18 protein-coding genes, 1 rRNA gene and 1 riboswitch are annotated in these 18,675 nt (G+C 47.1%); of the genes, 2 read left to right on the top strand and 17 right to left on the bottom strand.

Annotated elements, in window-relative coordinates; all coding sequences use genetic code 11:
- Positions 1 to 253 precede the first annotated feature (253 nt).
- From purF to L1028_RS28590, 13 genes are all read right to left on the bottom strand, one after another.
- Positions 254 to 1,750, bottom strand: coding sequence for an amidophosphoribosyltransferase (gene purF / locus L1028_RS28650; RefSeq protein ID WP_234541426.1), 1,497 nt, complete (start codon positions 1,748 to 1,750; stop codon positions 254 to 256).
- The gene (purL, locus tag L1028_RS28645; protein WP_060626910.1) at positions 1,735 to 3,981 is read right to left on the bottom strand and encodes a phosphoribosylformylglycinamidine synthase subunit PurL; all 2,247 of its coding nucleotides are present in this window, start codon (positions 3,979 to 3,981) and stop codon (positions 1,735 to 1,737) included. The genes purF and purL overlap by 16 nt, the downstream gene beginning before the upstream one ends.
- Entirely contained in the window at positions 3,959 to 4,648 is a 690-nt protein-coding gene (gene purQ, locus L1028_RS28640) for a phosphoribosylformylglycinamidine synthase subunit PurQ (RefSeq protein WP_234541423.1), read from the bottom strand. Before purQ ends, purL begins: the two co-directional genes overlap by 23 nt.
- Before the next feature lie 5 nt (positions 4,649 to 4,653).
- Positions 4,654 to 4,899 (bottom strand): phosphoribosylformylglycinamidine synthase subunit PurS, encoded by a 246-nt coding sequence (purS, locus tag L1028_RS28635; RefSeq protein WP_036680912.1) that lies wholly within the window; start codon positions 4,897 to 4,899, stop codon positions 4,654 to 4,656.
- Positions 4,900 to 5,026: 127 nt separating this feature from the next.
- Complete coding sequence (locus L1028_RS28630) at positions 5,027 to 5,917, bottom strand: phosphoribosylaminoimidazolesuccinocarboxamide synthase (RefSeq protein WP_234541421.1); 891 nt, start codon at positions 5,915 to 5,917, stop codon at positions 5,027 to 5,029.
- 318 nt (positions 5,918 to 6,235) lie between these two features.
- Positions 6,236 to 7,531: an adenylosuccinate lyase gene (gene purB / locus L1028_RS28625; RefSeq protein WP_076275258.1), complete on the bottom strand. Its 1,296-nt coding sequence runs from the start codon at positions 7,529 to 7,531 to the stop codon at positions 6,236 to 6,238.
- A gap of 5 nt (positions 7,532 to 7,536) precedes the next feature.
- Positions 7,537 to 8,658: a 5-(carboxyamino)imidazole ribonucleotide synthase gene (gene purK, locus L1028_RS28620; RefSeq protein ID WP_234541419.1), complete on the bottom strand. Its 1,122-nt coding sequence runs from the start codon at positions 8,656 to 8,658 to the stop codon at positions 7,537 to 7,539.
- On the bottom strand, positions 8,561 to 8,812 hold the full coding sequence (locus L1028_RS28615) for a hypothetical protein (protein WP_234541418.1): 252 nt from the start codon (positions 8,810 to 8,812) through the stop codon (positions 8,561 to 8,563). The genes purK and L1028_RS28615 overlap by 98 nt, the downstream gene beginning before the upstream one ends.
- Complete coding sequence (gene purE / locus L1028_RS28610) at positions 8,769 to 9,254, bottom strand: 5-(carboxyamino)imidazole ribonucleotide mutase (RefSeq protein ID WP_042184739.1); 486 nt, start codon at positions 9,252 to 9,254, stop codon at positions 8,769 to 8,771. Before purE ends, L1028_RS28615 begins: the two co-directional genes overlap by 44 nt.
- Before the next feature lie 210 nt (positions 9,255 to 9,464).
- A riboswitch (purine riboswitch) is annotated at positions 9,465 to 9,566 on the bottom strand.
- A 228-nt stretch (positions 9,567 to 9,794) separates the two neighbouring features.
- Positions 9,795 to 10,229, bottom strand: a complete 435-nt coding sequence (locus L1028_RS28605; protein WP_042184737.1) for a universal stress protein — start codon at positions 10,227 to 10,229, stop codon at positions 9,795 to 9,797.
- A 40-nt stretch (positions 10,230 to 10,269) separates the two neighbouring features.
- Positions 10,270 to 10,533, bottom strand: coding sequence for a DUF1294 domain-containing protein (locus L1028_RS28600; protein WP_042193264.1), 264 nt, complete (start codon positions 10,531 to 10,533; stop codon positions 10,270 to 10,272).
- Positions 10,534 to 10,645: 112 nt separating this feature from the next.
- A complete protein-coding gene (locus L1028_RS28595) occupies positions 10,646 to 11,851 on the bottom strand; it encodes an MFS transporter (protein WP_234541415.1) in 1,206 nt (401 codons plus the stop codon).
- Between the two features lie 135 nt (positions 11,852 to 11,986).
- A complete protein-coding gene (locus L1028_RS28590) occupies positions 11,987 to 14,122 on the bottom strand; it encodes a DNA topoisomerase III (protein WP_234541412.1) in 2,136 nt (711 codons plus the stop codon).
- A gap of 127 nt (positions 14,123 to 14,249) precedes the next feature.
- Between L1028_RS28590 and tsaA the strand changes: the two genes are divergently transcribed.
- Positions 14,250 to 14,696, top strand: coding sequence for a tRNA (N6-threonylcarbamoyladenosine(37)-N6)-methyltransferase TrmO (gene tsaA, locus L1028_RS28585; RefSeq protein ID WP_234541410.1), 447 nt, complete (start codon positions 14,250 to 14,252; stop codon positions 14,694 to 14,696).
- A gap of 21 nt (positions 14,697 to 14,717) precedes the next feature.
- Positions 14,718 to 15,521 (top strand): AraC family transcriptional regulator, encoded by an 804-nt coding sequence (locus tag L1028_RS28580; protein WP_234541407.1) that lies wholly within the window; start codon positions 14,718 to 14,720, stop codon positions 15,519 to 15,521.
- A gap of 132 nt (positions 15,522 to 15,653) precedes the next feature.
- Here L1028_RS28580 and L1028_RS28575 read toward each other — a convergent pair whose 3' ends face one another.
- The 4 genes from L1028_RS28575 to rrf all read right to left on the bottom strand — a co-directional run bounded on the left by L1028_RS28575 (position 15,654) and on the right by rrf (position 18,674).
- On the bottom strand, positions 15,654 to 16,805 hold the full coding sequence (locus L1028_RS28575) for a DUF4179 domain-containing protein (RefSeq protein WP_234541451.1): 1,152 nt from the start codon (positions 16,803 to 16,805) through the stop codon (positions 15,654 to 15,656).
- Complete coding sequence (locus L1028_RS28570) at positions 16,783 to 17,370, bottom strand: RNA polymerase sigma factor (RefSeq protein WP_234541406.1); 588 nt, start codon at positions 17,368 to 17,370, stop codon at positions 16,783 to 16,785. Before L1028_RS28570 ends, L1028_RS28575 begins: the two co-directional genes overlap by 23 nt.
- Before the next feature lie 196 nt (positions 17,371 to 17,566).
- Positions 17,567 to 18,319, bottom strand: a complete 753-nt coding sequence (locus L1028_RS28565) for an acyl-[acyl-carrier-protein] thioesterase (protein ID WP_234541403.1) — start codon at positions 18,317 to 18,319, stop codon at positions 17,567 to 17,569.
- Between the two features lie 238 nt (positions 18,320 to 18,557).
- A 5S ribosomal RNA gene (gene rrf, locus L1028_RS28560) occupies positions 18,558 to 18,674 on the bottom strand.
- Between the last annotated feature and the right edge of the window lies 1 nt (position 18,675).

Raw genomic sequence — 18,675 nt, 5'->3', positions numbered from 1 at the left:
CATGAGCTGCGCCATGCACCTCTTCTAGCGAAACAAGCGACGAGCTTGGTGAGCCAGTCCCGGCGGCGGATGCAGCCGGGGGGCGGAGCGCCGTAAAGCGTGTCCCGTCCGTGCGAAGCACACAGGGACAAGGCGAGATTTGCACCCACACCCTCTTAGAAAGTTATAACCAAACTCTTACCGCCGAGCTTTCGGGTGGCCGGAGGGCAGAGCCCTTCGGAATCCCCCTTTGCAAGGGGGACTTAGGGGGATGTCAACACGAGCAGCCATCTTTCTCCGCCCCGCCAAAATCAACCTGCGTCGGGTAATCGTTATCGAAGCAGGAAAGGCATAGCCCGCCTTTGTAATCATCTTTGTTGTGACCACCAATGGAAGTGATTAGGCCCTCCGGTGACAAGAATGCCAAGGAATCTGCATTAATCTCTTCGCACATTTCCGCAATGGTCTTGTAGGACGCGATGAGATCGCGGCGGTCTGGGGTATCAATGCCGTAGAAACAAGGATTCTTGAAGGGTGGCGATGTAATCCGCACATGTACTTCAACGGCTCCCGCTTCACGAAGCAGATTGACGATCCGCCGTGAAGTTGTGCCGCGCACGATAGAATCATCGATCATGACAACACGTTTGCCATCAACCACACTGCGCACGGCACTTAGCTTCATTTTCACACCTTGCTCACGCAGCTCTTGGCTCGGCTGGATGAAGGTCCGGCCTGTATACTTGTTTTTGATGAGCCCAAGCTCATAAGGAATGCCCGTCTGCTCCGCAAATCCAATCGCTGCCGAGATACTTGAATCCGGTACACCAGTTACGAGGTCAGCATCTACGAAAGCTTCTAATGCCATTCGGCTGCCCATCCGCTTACGGGCGGTGTGCAGGTTAGCGCCATTCATATCACTGTCTGGGCGAGAGAAGTAAATATACTCCATCGCGCACAGCGCTTTACGTTTCGGCTCGGTAAAACGGTCCTCTAAAAGACCATTTTTATCAAGCACGAGCAGTTCGCCAGGTTCGATATCGCGGACTAACTGTGCTCCGATCACTTCTAACGCGCAAGATTCGGAAGCAAAAATATAGGCGTCGCCGATCCGTCCCATTACAAGCGGACGCAAACCATGGGAATCCGAAGCGACAATTAATTTGTCATTCGTCATGAGCAGAAAAGCAAACCCGCCAACCAGTTGTTTTAGCGCATCCTTAGCCGCTTCAACAAAATCCTTTGGCGAACGCGCAATCAGATGCGCCAGCACTTCTGTATCACTTGTGGTTTGGAAGATCGATCCGCTTTGCTCTAGCTGTTTGCGAATCAACGGTTCATTTACTATGTTACCGTTCGTAGCAATCGCCAAATCACCGTCACGATATTTGAATACGAGCGGCTGTGCATTGGTTAAGCGGCTGTCTCCGCTGGTGGAATAACGTACATGTCCGATGGACATGTCTCCAACCAGTGAGGCAATTTTGTCCTTGTCGAATACTTCTTTTACTAACCCCATCCCGCGGTGATAGTTGAAATCACGACCATCTGCTACGCAGATGCCCGCACTTTCTTCCCCACGGTGCTGTAAGGCGTGCAAGCCGTAATAAGACATGGACGCCGCTTCCAGGTGTCCGAAGACCCCGAAAACGCCGCATTCTTCTTTTAATGTGTCAAAAATATCTCCCGAGCCCGTTCCTTCATTGTAAAAGTCACCAGTCCACAGGATAGGAGTCTCCTGCTCTTTCCCGGTCTTTATTTCATAAGACATGGAATAGCATCCTCCCAAACGAATTTCAATTCTGCTACAGCTTCATCTAATACGGATGCACCGTCCAGATTTACGCGCAGTCTGTCTCCACCTACAGTTCCGATGATTTCCACTGGAACGCCGCTGGCAGCAATCGCTGCTTTCAGCTCTTCCGCACGTTCAGGTGCTGCCGTCAGCACGATACGTGATTGGCTTTCACTGAACAACGCTACATCGGATCTAAGTCCATTAGCAGAAAGTTCAACGTTTGCACCAACGCCACCGCTGATACAGCTCTCTGCAAGTGCTACAGCAAGGCCGCCTTCGGACAAGTCATGTGCCGAACGCACCAGACCGCCGCGAATCGAACTAAGCACTGCGCTCAGCAGTTTTTTCTCAGTAGCCAAATCCAAAGCTGGAGGACGACCTTCCGTTACACCATGAACGGCATATTGAAATTCACTACCACCAAGCTCAGCTTTTGTAACGCCTAGCAGAAGGATGGAATCTCCTTCTTGTTTGAAGCCTTGAGTCGTAATATGATCCGTATCCGTTACTAAACCAACCATGCCGACAACCGGCGTTGGGTAGATGGATCCCGTAGTATTTTCGTTATAAAGACTGACATTCCCGCCGATAACCGGAGTATCCAGCACACGACAAGCTTCGGCCATACCATCAACCGCACGCTCCATTTGCCAGAACACATCAGGTTTCTCAGGGTTTCCGAAGTTTAGGTTATCGGTAATAGCAAGCGGTTCAGCACCCGAACAAACGATGTTACGAGCCGCTTCGCTGACTGCAATCCGTCCACCCACTTCAGGATCAAGATAAACGTAGCGCCCGTTACAGTCCGTGGTCATCGCAAGTCCTTTACGTGTACCATGAATGGTAACTACAGCCGCATCAGATCCAGGTCGAACAGCCGTACTAGTCCGCACCATGTAATCATATTGGTTGTATACCCAAGCTTTGCTTGCTACGGTTGGTGATCCAAGAACAGTACGAAGTGCGCCGCCTAGATCTGTAACTTCCGCGTAACGAAGCGTATCTACCGATTCATTTTCTACATAATAAGCAGGAACCTCAGATGGTTTGTTATACACTGGGCACTCATCCACGAGCGCAGTTACAGGCATGTCGCCAACAACCTCACCGTGATGATACAGCTTCAAGCGACCATCATCTGTAACTTTACCGACCTTACAGCAGATTACACCCCAGCGATCAAAAATCTCTTGCGCCTGAGCCTCATCCTTCGGTTCTACTACGAACAACATCCGTTCTTGCGATTCGGAAAGCATCATTTCATAAGGGGTCATGCCGTCTTCACGTTGTGGCACCTGATCAAGATACAGCTCCAGACCGTTACCCGCTTTACTTGCCATCTCAGCACTAGAGCAAGTAAGTCCAGCCGCACCCATATCCTGAATCCCAATAACGATGCCGCTGTCGATTAACTCTAGACAAGATTCCATAACGAGCTTCTCCATAAATGGATCGCCTACTTGTACAGCTGTACGTTTTGCTTCGGACTCTTCACTTAGTTCCACGGATGCAAAAGTAGCCCCATGAATCCCATCACGTCCAGTAGGAGGACCTACGTAGAAGACCGGGTTTCCTACCCCTTTAGCGACACCGCGTTGGATTTTATCATGATCAATCAGGCCGACACACATTGCGTTAACAAGCGGGTTACCGTCATAGCTATCATCGAACATGATTTCGCCGCCCACGGTTGGAATCCCGATACAGTTACCATAACCAGCAATACCCGACACCACATGCTCGAACAAATATTTCACGCGGTCGCTTTCCAGCTTGCCGAAACGCAAGGAATTCAGCAGTGCGATAGGTCTTGAGCCCATGGAGAAAATATCACGAATGATACCACCTACGCCTGTTGCCGCACCTTGAAAAGGCTCTACCGCAGAGGGGTGGTTATGACTTTCGATTTTGAATACAACCGCTTGGTTGTCACCGATATCTACAATCCCTGCGCCCTCGCCTGGTCCCATTAGGACACGCGGTCCAGTAACTGGGAAACGTTTCAACAGTGGCTTAGAGTTCTTGTATGCACAGTGTTCAGACCACATTACGCTGAATACGCCGATTTCAGTATAGTTCGGCAAACGTCCCATAAAAGACTTGATGAGCTCATATTCGCTGTCCGACACACCGAATTGGCTGTAAATTTTCTGCTCTGCGATCTGTTCTGCGGTCGGTTCCTTAACGGATACTTGCTGCGTCATGACGATCCCTCCAAGTCTTCAGTATAGATGTGAACATTCGTTTGCCATCTTCAGATCCGAGCAAGCTGTTAGCTGCACGCTCAGGGTGAGGCATCATGCCGACTACATTCCCCTGCACATTACTAACACCCGCAATATCAGCTACAGAGCCGTTAGGATTATCGCTATATGTGAACACAATCTGATTGTTAGCTTTCAGTTCTGCTAAAGTCGCTTCATCACAGTAATAGTTGCCTTCACCGTGAGCGATTGGGATGATGATTTCTTCATCCTTAGCATAATCAATAGTAAATGGGGTTTCGTTATTAACAACCTTAAGCACTGTATCATGACAACGGAACTTCATGGACATGTTACGACGCAGCGCGCCTGGCAACAAACCAACCTCAGTAAGAATTTGGAACCCATTGCAAATGCCTAGCACGAATTTACCTTGCTCTGCTGCTTTAGCAACTTCAGCCATTACAGGAGCAAATCTTGAAATCGCGCCACAGCGCAGGTAATCACCATATGAGAATCCGCCTGGAACCAAAATGCAATCATACGCCGACAAATCTGTCGCTGTATGCCACACATAATCGACTGGTTCGCCGAGACTGTCCTCTACCGCCTTGTAGCAATCAATATCACAGTTAGAGCCTGGGAAGACAAGTACAGCAAATTTCATGTCGTTTAGTCCTCCAATTCGTAGCGGTAATCCTCGATCACCGTGTTGGCAAGTAGCTTTTCGCACATTTCCTTGAGACGTACTTCTGCTTCAGCACGGTTATCCGTGTCCAAAGTTAGCTCCATATATTTCCCAATACGCAAACTTTCAACTTCTTGAAAACCTACTGAATGAAGTGCTCCTTGCACCGCTACACCTTGTGGATCGAGAACGCTTTTCTTGATGGTGACATATACCGTCGCTTTTAACATATGCTTGTAGTTCCTCCTAAATTTTTATGTGTATATACTTTCTGAAAGCTGAAACTCTACTAAAAGTAACTCTAGCTTAAAAAACACATACTTAATTTATTCCCATGAGTAAACACACAATGTTGAGCTATAAAGACTTGCCAGTAAGACGATGATAAATGTCCAGATAACGGCGCGTTGTTTCTTCAACTACTTCTAGTGGAAGTGGATCAGGTTTGCTATTTTTATCCCAAGAGGATGCAGACAGATACGTACGAACAGGTTCTTTATCCATACTATCAATTTCGATATCAAGAGCGTATTTGTCCTTAGCCCAGAAACGTGAAGCATCCGGCGTAAAAATCTCATCAATTAGAATCACCTTGCCATCCAGCAAGCCGAATTCGAATTTACAATCTGCAAGAATGATTCCCCGCTCAGCACAATACTCTCTGGCAAAAGAGAACAACTGCAAGCTTTTCTCCTGCAGCTCGAGTGCCAGATTAGCACCGATTAAATCCTGCATTTTTTCAAAAGGAATATCCTCATCATGACCTACATCGTTTTTAGCCGCAGGGGTAAAGATTGGCTGTGCCAGCAGCGCATTTTTGCGCAAGTTCTTAGGAAGCTCAATACCATTCACTTCGCCCGTTTCTCGATACTGTCTCCAGCCCCCACCGGTGATGCACCCACGCACAACACATTCGATATCAATGCGCTCCGCTTTGCGTACCACCATAACACGGTTTCTGAGCGCCTCTTTGTCCTCAACAATGTCTCCGAGCAGATCCACATCGATATGAACGACATGGTTCTCCATCAGCTCTTTGGTCTTTCCGAACCAGAACGCACTCAGACGGTTAAGCACATTACCCTTTTCAGGTACCGCTGGGTCCAGCACATAGTCAAAAGCAGATATCCGATCCGTGACGACGATCAGTACATTCTCCCCTAAATCGTATAGCTCACGAACCTTCCCTTTATAGAGCAGCGGCGCATTGATGAGTTCCACGGCTGTGGATACGGCCGACGATGTCATGACCTTTCCTCCCTTGAACTAATGATCTTCCTAAGTTGGGCTGGTCTAGGAGGAAGCACTTCCGAGGAATGTTTGGACTTCCGATCGCTGTTATCCTCAGATTTCTTAATTTGAACCGCTTCTCGCGGTAGAAATCCGAGGATAAAGGCGAACGCTACGCTTCTACAGTTCCAAACTTCCTCTACAGTGCTCCCCCATCCAGCTTTGCATTTTTTGCAGCGTTCCTTAGTTCACCACTAACTTATCTTTTTAGGATCTCTAAGGTCTCATTCCGAGGAATTCGTTCCTTATCGACCCAACCATTAACGCACCTATTTTTTAGAGCAGCTCTAGCTTGCGGAAGATGGTGTCCACATGCTTAAGGTGCCAAGAAGGGTTAAATGCATCTTCAATTTCTTCCGGGGTAAGAACGTTAGTAATCTCAGGTGTAGCTTCCACGATATCGCGGAATTGTTTTTGCTCTTCCCATGCTTGCATCGCACGTGGTTGAACGGTATCGTACGCTTGCTCACGGCTAAGGCCTTTATCGATCAGTTTAGTCAAGATCCGACCGGAGAAAGGAACACCGAAGGTACGGTTCATGTTGCGCTTCATATTCTCTGGGAATACAGTCAGGTTCTTCACGATGTTACCGAAACGGTTCAGCATGTAGTTGAGCAGCATTGTCGCATCCGGAAGGATGATACGTTCCACTGAGGAGTGCGAAATATCGCGTTCATGCCAGAGTGGTACGTTCTCGTAAGCTGTAACCATATGTCCGCGAATGACGCGGGACAGACCGGAAATGTTCTCGCAGCCAATGGGGTTCCGTTTGTGAGGCATAGCGGATGAACCCTTTTGACCTTTTGCAAAAGCTTCTTCCACTTCACGAATCTCACTCTTTTGCAGAGCGCGGATTTCAGTAGCGAATTTGTCTAACGATGTTGCTACCAAAGCAAGAGCAGCCATGTATTCAGCATGACGGTCACGCTGTAACGTTTGTGTAGAGATTGGAGCTGGGCTTGTCCCGAGCTTGCGGCAAACGAATTCTTCTACGAAAGGATCGATGTTAGCGTACGTACCAACAGCACCGGAGATTTTTCCGAACTGTACACCGTTCGCAGCATGGCGGAAACGCTCCAGGTTACGTTTCATTTCTTCGTACCATAGAGCCATTTTCAGACCAAAGGTAGTTGGCTCGGCATGAACACCATGCGTACGGCCCATCATCGGCGTATCCTTGTAAGCAATAGCTTTATCTTTAAGGATCTCAATAAAGTTGATGATATCCTTCTCAAGAATTTCATTCGCTTGACGCAGCAAGTAACCTAGCGCCGTATCTACCACGTCAGTAGAAGTAAGACCGTAGTGAACCCATTTGCGCTCTGCGCCAAGGCTCTCGGAAACCGCACGTGTAAATGCGATAACGTCATGACGTGTCTCTTGTTCTATTTCATCAATGCGTGCGATGTCGAATTTAGCGTCCTTACGCAGTTTAGCTGCATCTTCATGCGGGATGACTCCCAGCTCAGCCCATGCTTCACAAGCACAAATCTCAACTTCCAGCCACGCTTTGAATTTATTTTCCTCCGTCCAAATAGCACGCATCTCAGGTCTGCTGTAACGTTCGATCATATTCTTTAGTTCCTCCAAAGTTTAGATTGCTCCACCCAGGACAAGCCGTCTCCGGTATCCTTGCAGAGCAGATTGATATGGCCCATCTTGCGGCCGGTCTTACTCTCAGTCTTGCCATATATATGAAGCTTAGGTACAACACCCAGCTTATTATCTTTTTCGTCCTGTGTACAGGTCGCTTTAATCGCGCCATCCAAATGCTGGCCTAGTACATTTACCATAACTACAGGTGTCAAAAGCGTTGTATCGCCTAGCGGCAGATTACAAATCGCCCGGACATGCTGTTCGAACTGTGAAGTCGCGCAAGCGTCCATGGTGTAATGCCCGGAGTTATGCGGCCTTGGTGCTAACTCATTGACGAACAATTCTCCGTCCTCTGTGACGAACATTTCCACCGCCAGTAGCCCAACCGCATCAAGTCCAGCGATTAATGTCTCTGCCAATTCGCATGCTCTAAGCTGAATCTCCTCTGACACTCTTGCAGGCACAATCGACAGATGTAAAATATTATTCACATGAATATTCTCAGAAGGCGGGAAGCTCTTAACCTCTCCAGATGCACTGCGTGCTGCAACAACGGATATTTCACACTTAAAAGCTACAAACTTCTCAAGCACCAGCTCCGGCACAACGGCTCCGGGTGCTACTTGCCGGAAGGCTTCTTCCAGCTCTTCTTCCTGACGGATCACGGCTTGTCCCTTGCCGTCATAACCGCCTGTGGCTGTCTTCAGCACACAGGGAAGTCCAAGTTCAGCTGCCGCCACTTTCAGCTCCGCAAGGCTATCCACCTTCCGGTACGGGGCGACGGGTACGCCTGCCGCCTCGATGGCGGCTTTTTCGCGCAGCCGATGCTGCGTCGTATACAGCAGCGCGCTGCCCTGCGGCACGTACGATTCCTCCGTCAGCAGCGCGGCAACGCCCGCGTCGACGTTCTCGAACTCGTACGTGATGACGTCCGAGCGGCGGGCTAGCTCCCGCGCCGCGTCCCGGTCGTTATACGCCGCTGTAATCTGCGGTGTGACTTGACCGCTAGGCGCATCCGGCGCAGGGTCCAGCGCCACGAAGCGGTAGCCCATGGCGCTGCCAGCCAGCGCCATCATGCGCCCGAGCTGCCCGCCGCCGAGCACGCCGACGGTCGCGCCGGGCAGTAGCGTCCGGACGGTGTCCGTGCCGGACGCATCCATAGCGGCTGGCGAATTTCCGCCGCCAGCCTCCTGCAGCTTCAGCTCCTCCGGTCTCATAAGCTGTCGCTGCTTTCAAGGACTTCGTCGCGGATCGCATCCCGCCGCAGCTGCGCGCGCTGCTGCACTTCTGGATCGAACGCTCCGATAATCTGTGCGGCCAGGAGGCCTGCATTAATGGCCCCTGCCTTACCAATGGCTACCGTTGCCACTGGAATGCCTCCTGGCATCTGCACGATGGAGAGAAGCGAATCCAGCCCATTAAGCGCCTTCGACTGCACTGGCACTCCAATCACAGGCAGGATCGTCTTTGCTGCCACCATACCCGGTAAATGCGCTGCACCACCCGCTCCTGCAATAATGACACGAATACCCCGGCCCGCGGCTTCCTCCGCATAGCTGAACATCAAGTCCGGCGTCCGGTGCGCAGATACTACCTTCTTCTCATAAGATAATCCCAGCTCTTCTAGCACCGCACAAGCGTGCTCCATCGTATCCCAATCCGATTTACTGCCCATGATAACAGCTACCTGTACAGACATGATTCGACCTACCTTCCAGTCACTAGTATGGATATCTTTATCTTGTGAATTAGAATAAAAAAAGCCCGATGACCAGACGCATTTTGCTGCGGGAGGATCGGACTAGTAAAGAAATTAGGAAACAATAATCCGCGTGCCTATCACTAGGCTGCATTAAGTGCGGAAAACAGCACAATGCATCACTCCGTTACCCGGACCGCATTGCTGCATTCTATCATCCTATTTCCTCGTAGTCCGGTAATTTACGGTTCCCGGGTAGAAACTTCCGGGCCATATCCCCGGTTTTATACGAGTTGCTCATGACATCAGTTTAACAATCCCCTACACAGGATGTCAACTCAAACACGAACATTGATAAATACCAATTACTTAATGTTCGCTTTTAGGTGTATTTAAATTCTCAAAAGCCACTTATTTTGATGATAAAGACTTCTTTCCGTACACTTTTGGTTCTAACAACAGATGTTATATTAAGCGTAAAACTTATACTTTCTTATATTTGAAAAAAGGAACGCCATAAGCGTCCCTTTTTACTCTATATTATTTTACTACCAGCACTGGAATACGAGCGCTTTGTACTACATTGTGGCTCACACTTCCCAGAACAAATTCACGTATTCCGCCAAGTCCGCGGCTGCCGATAACAATTACATCTATAGCATGTTCCTTAGCATATTTCAAAATCACTTCAGCGGGAGATCCTTGTAGTAGCTCAACCTCAGCATTCAAGCCTTCAGCCTCAAGGCGTCCCTTGACTTCTTCCGTAGTCTGCACTGCTAAATCATAATATTCTTTATTTACTGAAGCCGGTAGTGGTGCTAGAGCTTCTCCGATAAAAAATCTTGGAAATTCAAATGCGTGAACGACATGCATCGTAGAGCCTGGAGTTACTTTTGCGAGTTCAATTGCGCGCTCCAATGCTTGATTAGAAGCCTTAGATCCATCATAGGCGAGCAAAATTTTAGAGAATAACATGTACGCCACCTCTTTTTCTAGTTTGTAATCATTAAGACTATCACCTTAAAAAATAGCTGTACAAAAAGATATTCAGCAGCAGAAGTAACGGAATTCCGATCCTAAAGGACATATGTCGCGTCTTGTGGCGCTTACGATACATGGCAATCAACACGCCTAGTGCCCCGCCCATAGCTGCCAGCAGAAAAAGTGTCTTCTCAGGTACACGTTCTCGCCGTTTACGGGCTTTGTTCTTGTCTTCGGACATCACTACGTATCCGATAATATTAATTACCACAAACCACAACATTATAACCTTGACCATTCTTCCGGGCTCTCCTCCTTGCTTCCTATCTATCTCTATTATATTCCTCTTTTTCACAAAAAACCAATCATCCTTACACGCGCTGATAACTTCGCAACCCGCCTTTTACGTTTCACTGCTTCGTATCCTTCATCCATATCCATGACAACACCGCAGCCAGCGCCGCCGCAATTCCGCCCAGCCAGAACCCTCCAGTCAAACCATACAGAGCGCTCATCCAGCCTGCCACGAACGGCCCCGCCGACATACCTATAGCATAAACCGCCTGATAGAAGCCCATAGCTGTTGCGCGCTTATATGGATCTACTTCTGACACCGACTTGCCTAGCAACAATGGAAAGATAAGTCCCTGCATAAATCCGTTTCCTACCTGAGTCAGACAGAGCGTCGCTAGTGTCGGCATTGAAGGAATAAGAAGTGTAAACAATGCACTTCCCGCGAAGCCTAAGAGAAGCGTGCCCCGGTCTCCTAGCAGCCTACCAAATGTCCGTGAGCCATAGAGGGTCGCGACAGCATGCGGGATCATAAAAGCGAGCGTCAGCCAGCCCAAGCTTTCTTTACTTGCTCCGATATTCAGAGCTTGGTTTGGCGTATATCCGAACATCGTTATGAATAGCACACAGTGTGCCAGCACAGACAACAGTGAGACTCTTACTAAGAGCGGCTCCTTCATAACACCCGCCAAGTCCTTAACCTGGATCGCACTTTGCCGTTTCTCCTGTTTTTGTTCAGGCAGCCGCAGCGCAAGCAGCAGCGCGGCAATCGCTACAATTCCACCAATCAGAAACGGGGTATTCCAGCCCCAATGCTCCACCATATAGCCACTGATCATCATACTGGTCAATTGGGCGATTACCGTCGTGAATTGCAGCATGCCCATTGCCTTTCCAGCTTCCTCTTTCGGGAAATATCCCGCGAACATCACAGTGTACACAACCCATGCGGAAGCCGCTATACCGGATACTGCACGTGCTGCCAATGCCCACCCAGGCTGTGCTCCCCACATAAAAAGAAAGCAGCTGGCTCCGCTCGCAATCAGTCCCAGGTAGATAAACGGACGACGCCGGTTCAAATAATCCGAACCGATGCCAATCGGCAGTCGGAACAGAATCTGCATTAACCCGTATACGCCAAGCACCATGCCCACCATAAAATACGATGCTCCCAAATGCTCCACGTAAGGGGAAAGCACCGGAACATAAATATAAGAAGAGAACCAGAACATAAATACAATAACAAGAAAGAAAAACCTGCTGTTACCCTGACCCTGTGGGCTATCTGCCGCTTTCACTGGATCCACTTGCTGCTCAGCTGCCACCCTAATCACCTGCTCTATGTATTTGCTTAACATTCTAATTCAAAGCCTATCTGTAGACCACAAAAACTTACGTGGACAGAAAAAGGCCACTGAGCACACTCAGCAGCCTTTTTATTACAATACATTCGAACCTCTTTACTTATCCTTCTGTTGCCCTTCAAGCGCTGCTTTCAGCAGTTCCCCAAGGTTAGAGCCAATGCTTTCTTGCTTACTGTATTGCTGCACCAGTTTTTGCTGTTCGCGTTTATTCACATGCTTATGATCCTTATCCAAGGTTTCTGTGATTCCACAGCCCAAACATTGTACAAACATGCCTGCTTTACCCTCTTTGAGCTCCATTTTCTTATGGCACTGTGGACAGCGGCGATTCGATAGTCTTTTCTCTCCGGCGCGGGTATAACCACAGTTATCTGCAGGGCATACAAGCAGCTTGCCACGTTTGCTCTTTTTCTCCAGCAGTCTTGTACCACATTCCGGACAATTACTGTTCGAGACATTATGTGGTTTATATTCTGCTCCACTAGTTTTGACGCCAGTTACCAGTTCCTGTGCCATACTGCGGATGCCTTGCAAGAAGAGATCCGGTTTGCCTTGACCACGCGCTATTTTCTCCAGCTCAGCTTCCCAGCGCGCGGTTAGATCTGGTGTCCGGAGCTGTGTGGATACCAACTCAATAAGCTGCTTGCCTTTACCCGTCGGATGCAGCAGATTCCCTTGGCGTTCAATGGTATCGGAGCTAACCAGCTTCTCGATAATATCCGCTCGGGTTGCCGGGGTTCCCAGTCCGTGCTTCTCCATTTGCGTTAACAGCGAAGCTTCATTAAAACGCTTCGGTGGCTGTGTCCGTCCAGGACGAACCATGCAGCGGCCAATCGTGACAGTTGCTCCTTCGCGTAGCTCAGGTAGCTTCACACTCCCAGCTGCTGGCTCGTCCGATGGCTCCTCGTCGTCATCGTTACTCATATCTCCGCCGTACACTTCACGCCAACCGGCATCTTTTACCGTCGTCCCTTTGACATGGAAGCTTTCGCCTTCCACGTTGACGGTGACAGCTACCGCATCATAGCGCGCTGGTGGGTAGAACAAGCTGATAAAACGCCGCACAATCAAATCATACAGCTTACGTTCTTCAGTACTCAACCCATTTAACAATACGGTCTGCTCTGTCGGAATAATAGCATGGTGATCGCTTACTTTGCTATCATCCACGATTCGCTTTGTTATCGGCAGCGGTTTGCGAAGCAGGGGACGTGCCAAAGCCGCATATGGGCCGACAGCAACACTATCCAATCTTTCCTTAAGTGTGCCCGTCATGTCTGAAGTTAAGTAACGACTGTCCGTACGCGGGTAAGTGACAAGCTTATGCTGCTCATATAGCCGTTGAAGCACACTGGAGGTCTGCTTGGCTGAGAATCCAAACTTCCGGTTCGCATCACGCTGTAATTCAGTCAGATCATAAGCAAGAGGATGCTGTTCGCTCTTCTCGCTCTTCTGTACCTTAATAATACGGCCGTTGCGACCAGTAAGCTTATCCTTTAGACTTGCCGTCTTGTTCTTTTCGAATATCCGACCATCACCGTTACTGGCCCGCCATGCCGCTTGGAAATCCCCAAAATCAGCAGTCAGCGTCTCAAAATCAACGGAACGGAAACCCGTAATCTCCTGTTCGCGATCCATAATCATCCCTAATGTCGGCGTTTGTACCCGTCCTGCTGAGAGCGGCGAACCGAACTTACATGTCAAAGCTCTCGTAACATTCAGTCCAATCATCCAATCCGCCTCTGCGCGGCAACGTGCAGATTCATACAACCGATCAAATTCCCGACCAGGGCGGAGTTTTGCGAATCCCTCTTTAATCGCCTTATCAGTCTGCGAGGATATCCACAGCCGCCGGAAAGGCTTTTTCCACCCTGCCATATTCATAATCCAGCGTGCCAGCAGCTCTCCTTCACGAGCAGCATCTGTAGCAACGATAAGCTCCTCAATGTCCTGACGCTTCATTAGATGTTGAACAGCTTTGTATTGCTGGTTGGTCTCACGCAGCACCTTCAGCTTTGCCTTCTCCGGCAAAATCGGCAAATCCTCCAAGGCCCAAGTTGCAAACTTTTTATTATAATCCTCAGGCTCTGCCAGGCCGACCAAGTGACCAAGCGCCCAGGTAACCACATATTTTGGACCTTCAATATAACTCTTCTGTTTATTATTACATCCCATGACTCGTGCAATCTCGCGTGCAACAGATGGCTTCTCCGCCAATACTAATGTCTTCATAATGTTCCCCTTTCCACATCAAATTTCATTATATCATTAAATGAATGTTAGCAAATATCGTCAGGCTTTACCGGGTCACTCCGTTATACACTAAATAATATCTGATACCCGAAAGGAGTCATAGTCAATGAACGAACAAGAAAGCTATAATATAGTACCTATAGGTTGGGTTACAGGTACGCCACGTAATTTGCGACTGGAAATCAAACCGGAATTTAGGCCGGCACTTAAAGGTTTATCTCAATTTAGTCATTGCCAAGTGCTTTGGTGGCTGCACGAGTTTGCAGATGATCAATTCCGCCAGACTACACAGATTCAACCACCTTATGATGAGACATTAACTGGAGTATTTGCTTCCCGTTCCCCTATTCGACCTAATCCAATTGGGCTTAGTGTAGCAGCACTCCTGTCTGTCGATGAAGCTTCTGGCATCGTAGAGGTGGCTGGACTTGATACCTATCCTGGCACACCAATTCTCGACATCAAAGCCTATTTTCCTAGTGCAGATCGCGTAATGGAGGTAACCGTACCTGGTTGGGCTGCTAATTGGGGCAACTGGACACCATCTCTATAAACTGTTAGGGGAGGACATCACTTGAACAATCGTCAATTAATAGTCCAAGCATTAGATCTCATTGAGAATCGCTTAACAACGTTTCTTCCTGTAGCTGTCCTCTCCAAAGAAATGGGATACTCCCTTTATCATTTCACCCGCCTATTTCAAGCAGTCACTGGGATAGCACCCGGCGACTATATAGCCAGACGCAAAATCACTGAGGCAGCCTTGGACATTCAGCGAATGCCAGAACGTTCACTCCAGGACATCTCATTAGACTATAACTTCAGTAACTATGAGACCTTTACTCGTGCTTTCAAAAGAATGCTACACACGACTCCCTCTCATGTGCGCAAAAGACTCACTGAAACAAAGCTCCCTTTGTTGCCTAGGCTGTATGAACAGGATTTGCTTAAAATAACTCCGGATAGTGACATCGTCCCACAACTTGTTGATTTCGGGGAAATCATACTTCAGGGACCCGTAGTTAAAGTAGAGCATGACTTCTCCGTCATCGCCGAGACTTGGCCTTTGCTTTTCAGCAAGGTAGCTTCTATATCTGATAGAATACTTCCCGAAAAATATTATCAGCTTGGCTTCTGGCCAGACGATTATGAAAGTAATGGATTTTCCATCATGTGTGCTTGTCAGTTAAACCCTAAATATACGAACAACAATCGAGAATTACCCATTCAAATCTTGCCACCTATGCGCTATTTAAAATTCATCCACAAGGGCCGTTCTTGTGATATCCCTTCTACTTATAAATATATTTACGGAATCTGGCTGCCAAAAACAGAATACAGGATGTCCATTCCATTTGAATTGGAATATTATGGTTAATTGTACTTTGGACCAGATAACGAAAACTCGGTGAGTGAAATCTACATTCCATTAGAGTTTCTATAAAAAAGTCCGTATCTGCTATGCAGACACGGACTTTGCTTGGTTTATTGGATCAACAGGTACTAGTTCTTATTGAATCTGAATCGTTAGTTCAAGCTCTTCGTAGAACGTTTTTATTCTTTGTCCATCAGCATCTTTCAAAAGGTTCAAATCCTTATCAAACGTACAGGTATACGGCTTGATGGTTACGTATTTCGGTGTTTCTGAGAACGCAGCATATATTTTATCTACTATAAGATGTGGTATAGCCGGATACATATCATATCCCTGATTGTATGGCTCAATGATGTTCCCTTGATCATCTTCGATCTGATAAAACACTTCCGTTGGACTATACTCCCCTTTTTGTTCTGGCGATACTGGAACTTCCCCCGTACTATTAATAACTATTCTAGTCGTCGCTGGTGTAATATCTAGATTCTTAACGGTATAACTAAACGCACCTCTGCTCTTTGTTTGATCTGGGGTAAGCCTTATAGCCTCCTCCGTTACTTTTTTCACGGGTACTTGAAATACAAATGGCTCTTCGATTTGGGCTGCGGGCACACTTACACTTACCTCAAATTCATCCCCAAACTCCTCGGTGTTTTTAACCTCATTAAGCTCTAGTAAAAGTGTGTTCGGTTGCCCGTAGATATCGCCTGTTCTTGAAGAACCAAACGTCACTTCTTTCCCACTAGGGAGTTTTACTACAGGCATACCAAGCAACCCTTTTACAGATTGATCAAAATCATTATTCCAAAAGTTCGTTATCTTAGCCATTACGAGATCGTTATTAATACCTTCTCTTTCGAACCCCAAAACCAGACGTGTACCATCATACATTACATCACTAATTTTCAAGGTTACTCCATCATGAGTAATACTAACGTCTGGATTAGTTGTAAGTCCTTTTTCAGCAGCATTCTTCAGTCCCGAATCATCTAAACTACTAAAAATACTTCCCAGAATAGGAACCTGGCTCAGCTTGTCTGCCCAGGCGGGAGATACTAAACCAGTTCCAATTATCAAAGTTCCAACTACCGCAGCTGTGCAGGCCGCAATCAACGTTTTCTTAAACAACTTGCCGTTTGTGTTCTTTTGCCGATTTCCCCGAACTTCCATCTTCTCAATTCGATTCATTATTTGATCACCATAGCTAGTTATCGGCATTTCATGACTTTGGACTGTCTCAGCAATCTGCTGAAACCTCTGCTCTTCAGTTCGATTTTGCCACTTCATCAAGATGTTTTCCTCCCTCATACATTTTTTCTGAAACAAGCTTTTTACGTAACCGTTCATACCTCTTACGCAGCATTGACGGGCTACAACCCATGATCTGGCCCATTTCTTCAAAGCTATATTGCTCTACCACTTTAAGGATTAGCATGTTACTCTCTTCTGTTGAGAGATTGCTAAACAGTTGCTCTACCGGAGATTCATCGTTAAGTTCATAATAAGTCTTGGTTTGCAGTGCTGTATAAAGCTTAATCAGTCTGTTCCATCTCTTGCGTTTGCGAACCTGATCCAGACAATGATGATAGGCCACTTTATACAGCCATGAATTAAAAGAGACTCGTTTCTCATAACGTCTAAGTTCCTGATACACTTTTACAAATATATCTTGCACAGCATCCTCTGCTTCTTCATGACTTCTCAAAATATAATAGCAATAAGTATAAATCTTTCTTTCATAGGCTTGTATTATGGTTCTATAGGCCTCGCGGTTACCCGCAAGAACCTGATCAATGATAGCCTCTTCAATTATTGTTTGATTCACTTGGGCCCCGGGGCTGCGACGTTCCAAAGAATCACCTCCTTGTTATTGACTACAACTATATAACGAATGTGATCCCTTTAATTGTGACAGGCTAAAAAAATTTCCAAATATGTTATAAGCATCATCCGTTTTTCAATAAAAAAAGCGACTGCCCCGATTGATGTTCGGAGAAATCGCTTTTATAATAATATTCCATATATATAAATAACTTGCTTTTTTTGGACTAATTGACACTTTTTAACGCTACACATGCTTCAAAAAATACAGTATCACTATTCTGACCGCGTACATATATACCATCATCCGTTACAGCTGAACGTAAAATAGTCAGTTCATCCCCGAACTTAGCTTCTTGTAGATAAGTAATCCGGAAGCGTGTGAACTCTACATTATCCCATTCCGCTAAACTGAGTGCATCACAACATAAATCCCCGTATCGGGCATTATTCAAATGTCCGTTGCTATCCAGCCCACTATATCTTACCTGATACCGATAAACTTCTTCCATAGTAATATCAGTAGGGATCGTTACCTTAACAGGCATATCGCCTACTGAATCGCCATTATAGTGCTTAACCTGAACTGGAAGAGCGTTCGGTCTGAGTATTTTTCTCTTCTCAATATCTACTAAAGCCCATATAGAACGCGCTGTGGCAATCTCTATATGATCTGCATCGAAAATACGATAATCCCGTTGCCATAAAGCCCCTTTAGTACCTTTACTCCAGGTATGTACGCTAAGCACATCATTTGGGCGAGGAATACGCTTAAAATCAAGATCTAACGTAATCATCATCCAGCCCATTCCTGCATTCAAAATCTCTTCCATACTTATCCCCAAATTACCCACTGCGAAGTCTGCAGCGCATTGCATAATATCCAGAATAAAGGATAACTTGCCCTGCGATCGATAATCCGTATCGCTCGCATGAACAGAAAATTGCTCTATCCACACAAGATTAGTATTGTTCTCCATTGTTTATCCCCCTACAATGCAAAAAACCCTTGCATTTATTTGAAGTATCCACATATCCTACTGCTCTATCCACATAAATTGGGGACTACTTTCAATTTTGAATATATTTAATTCTTTCGTCCACATGTTAGTAACTTTTATTTTTTCATTATTTCCTCTTAACTTATCCACATTATTTAAATTCAACGATAAAGGGAACAAAAAAGCCATTGTTGATAAATCAACAATGGCTTCGTGTGCTTGGCAACGTCCTACTCTCCCAGGACCCTTCGGTCCAAGTACCATCGGCGCTGGAGGGCTTAACGGTCGTGTTCGGGATGGGTACGTGTGGAACCCCTCCGCTATCGCCACCAAAC

The sequence above is a fragment of the Paenibacillus pseudetheri genome (assembly GCF_924513355.1).
Lineage (GTDB): Bacteria > Bacillota > Bacilli > Paenibacillales > Paenibacillaceae > Paenibacillus_AQ > Paenibacillus_AQ pseudetheri.
Note: the sequence above shows the minus strand (reverse complement) of the source record. Positions and strands in the feature narration are given on the sequence as shown.

Coding starts and splice junctions, on each gene's coding strand:
- purS (WP_036680912.1), bottom strand. CDS start 4,899: ATGTTAAAAGCGACGGTATATGTCACCATCAAGAAAAGCGTTCTCGAT.
- purF (WP_234541426.1), bottom strand. CDS start 1,750: ATGTCTTATGAAATAAAGACCGGGAAAGAGCAGGAGACTCCTATCCTG.
- purE (WP_042184739.1), bottom strand. CDS start 9,254: ATGTCTGTACAGGTAGCTGTTATCATGGGCAGTAAATCGGATTGGGAT.
- purL (WP_060626910.1), bottom strand. CDS start 3,981: ATGACGCAGCAAGTATCCGTTAAGGAACCGACCGCAGAACAGATCGCA.
- purB (WP_076275258.1), bottom strand. CDS start 7,531: ATGATCGAACGTTACAGCAGACCTGAGATGCGTGCTATTTGGACGGAG.
- L1028_RS28605 (WP_042184737.1), bottom strand. CDS start 10,229: ATGTTATTCTCTAAAATTTTGCTCGCCTATGATGGATCTAAGGCTTCT.
- L1028_RS28590 (WP_234541412.1), bottom strand. CDS start 14,122: ATGAAGACATTAGTATTGGCGGAGAAGCCATCTGTTGCACGCGAGATT.
- purQ (WP_234541423.1), bottom strand. CDS start 4,648: ATGAAATTTGCTGTACTTGTCTTCCCAGGCTCTAACTGTGATATTGAT.
- L1028_RS28630 (WP_234541421.1), bottom strand. CDS start 5,917: ATGACATCGTCGGCCGTATCCACAGCCGTGGAACTCATCAATGCGCCG.
- L1028_RS28575 (WP_234541451.1), bottom strand. CDS start 16,805: ATGAAGTGGCAAAATCGAACTGAAGAGCAGAGGTTTCAGCAGATTGCT.
- L1028_RS28565 (WP_234541403.1), bottom strand. CDS start 18,319: ATGGAGAACAATACTAATCTTGTGTGGATAGAGCAATTTTCTGTTCAT.
- tsaA (WP_234541410.1), top strand. CDS start 14,250: ATGAACGAACAAGAAAGCTATAATATAGTACCTATAGGTTGGGTTACA.
- L1028_RS28615 (WP_234541418.1), bottom strand. CDS start 8,812: ATGCGATCCGCGACGAAGTCCTTGAAAGCAGCGACAGCTTATGAGACC.
- L1028_RS28600 (WP_042193264.1), bottom strand. CDS start 10,533: ATGGTCAAGGTTATAATGTTGTGGTTTGTGGTAATTAATATTATCGGA.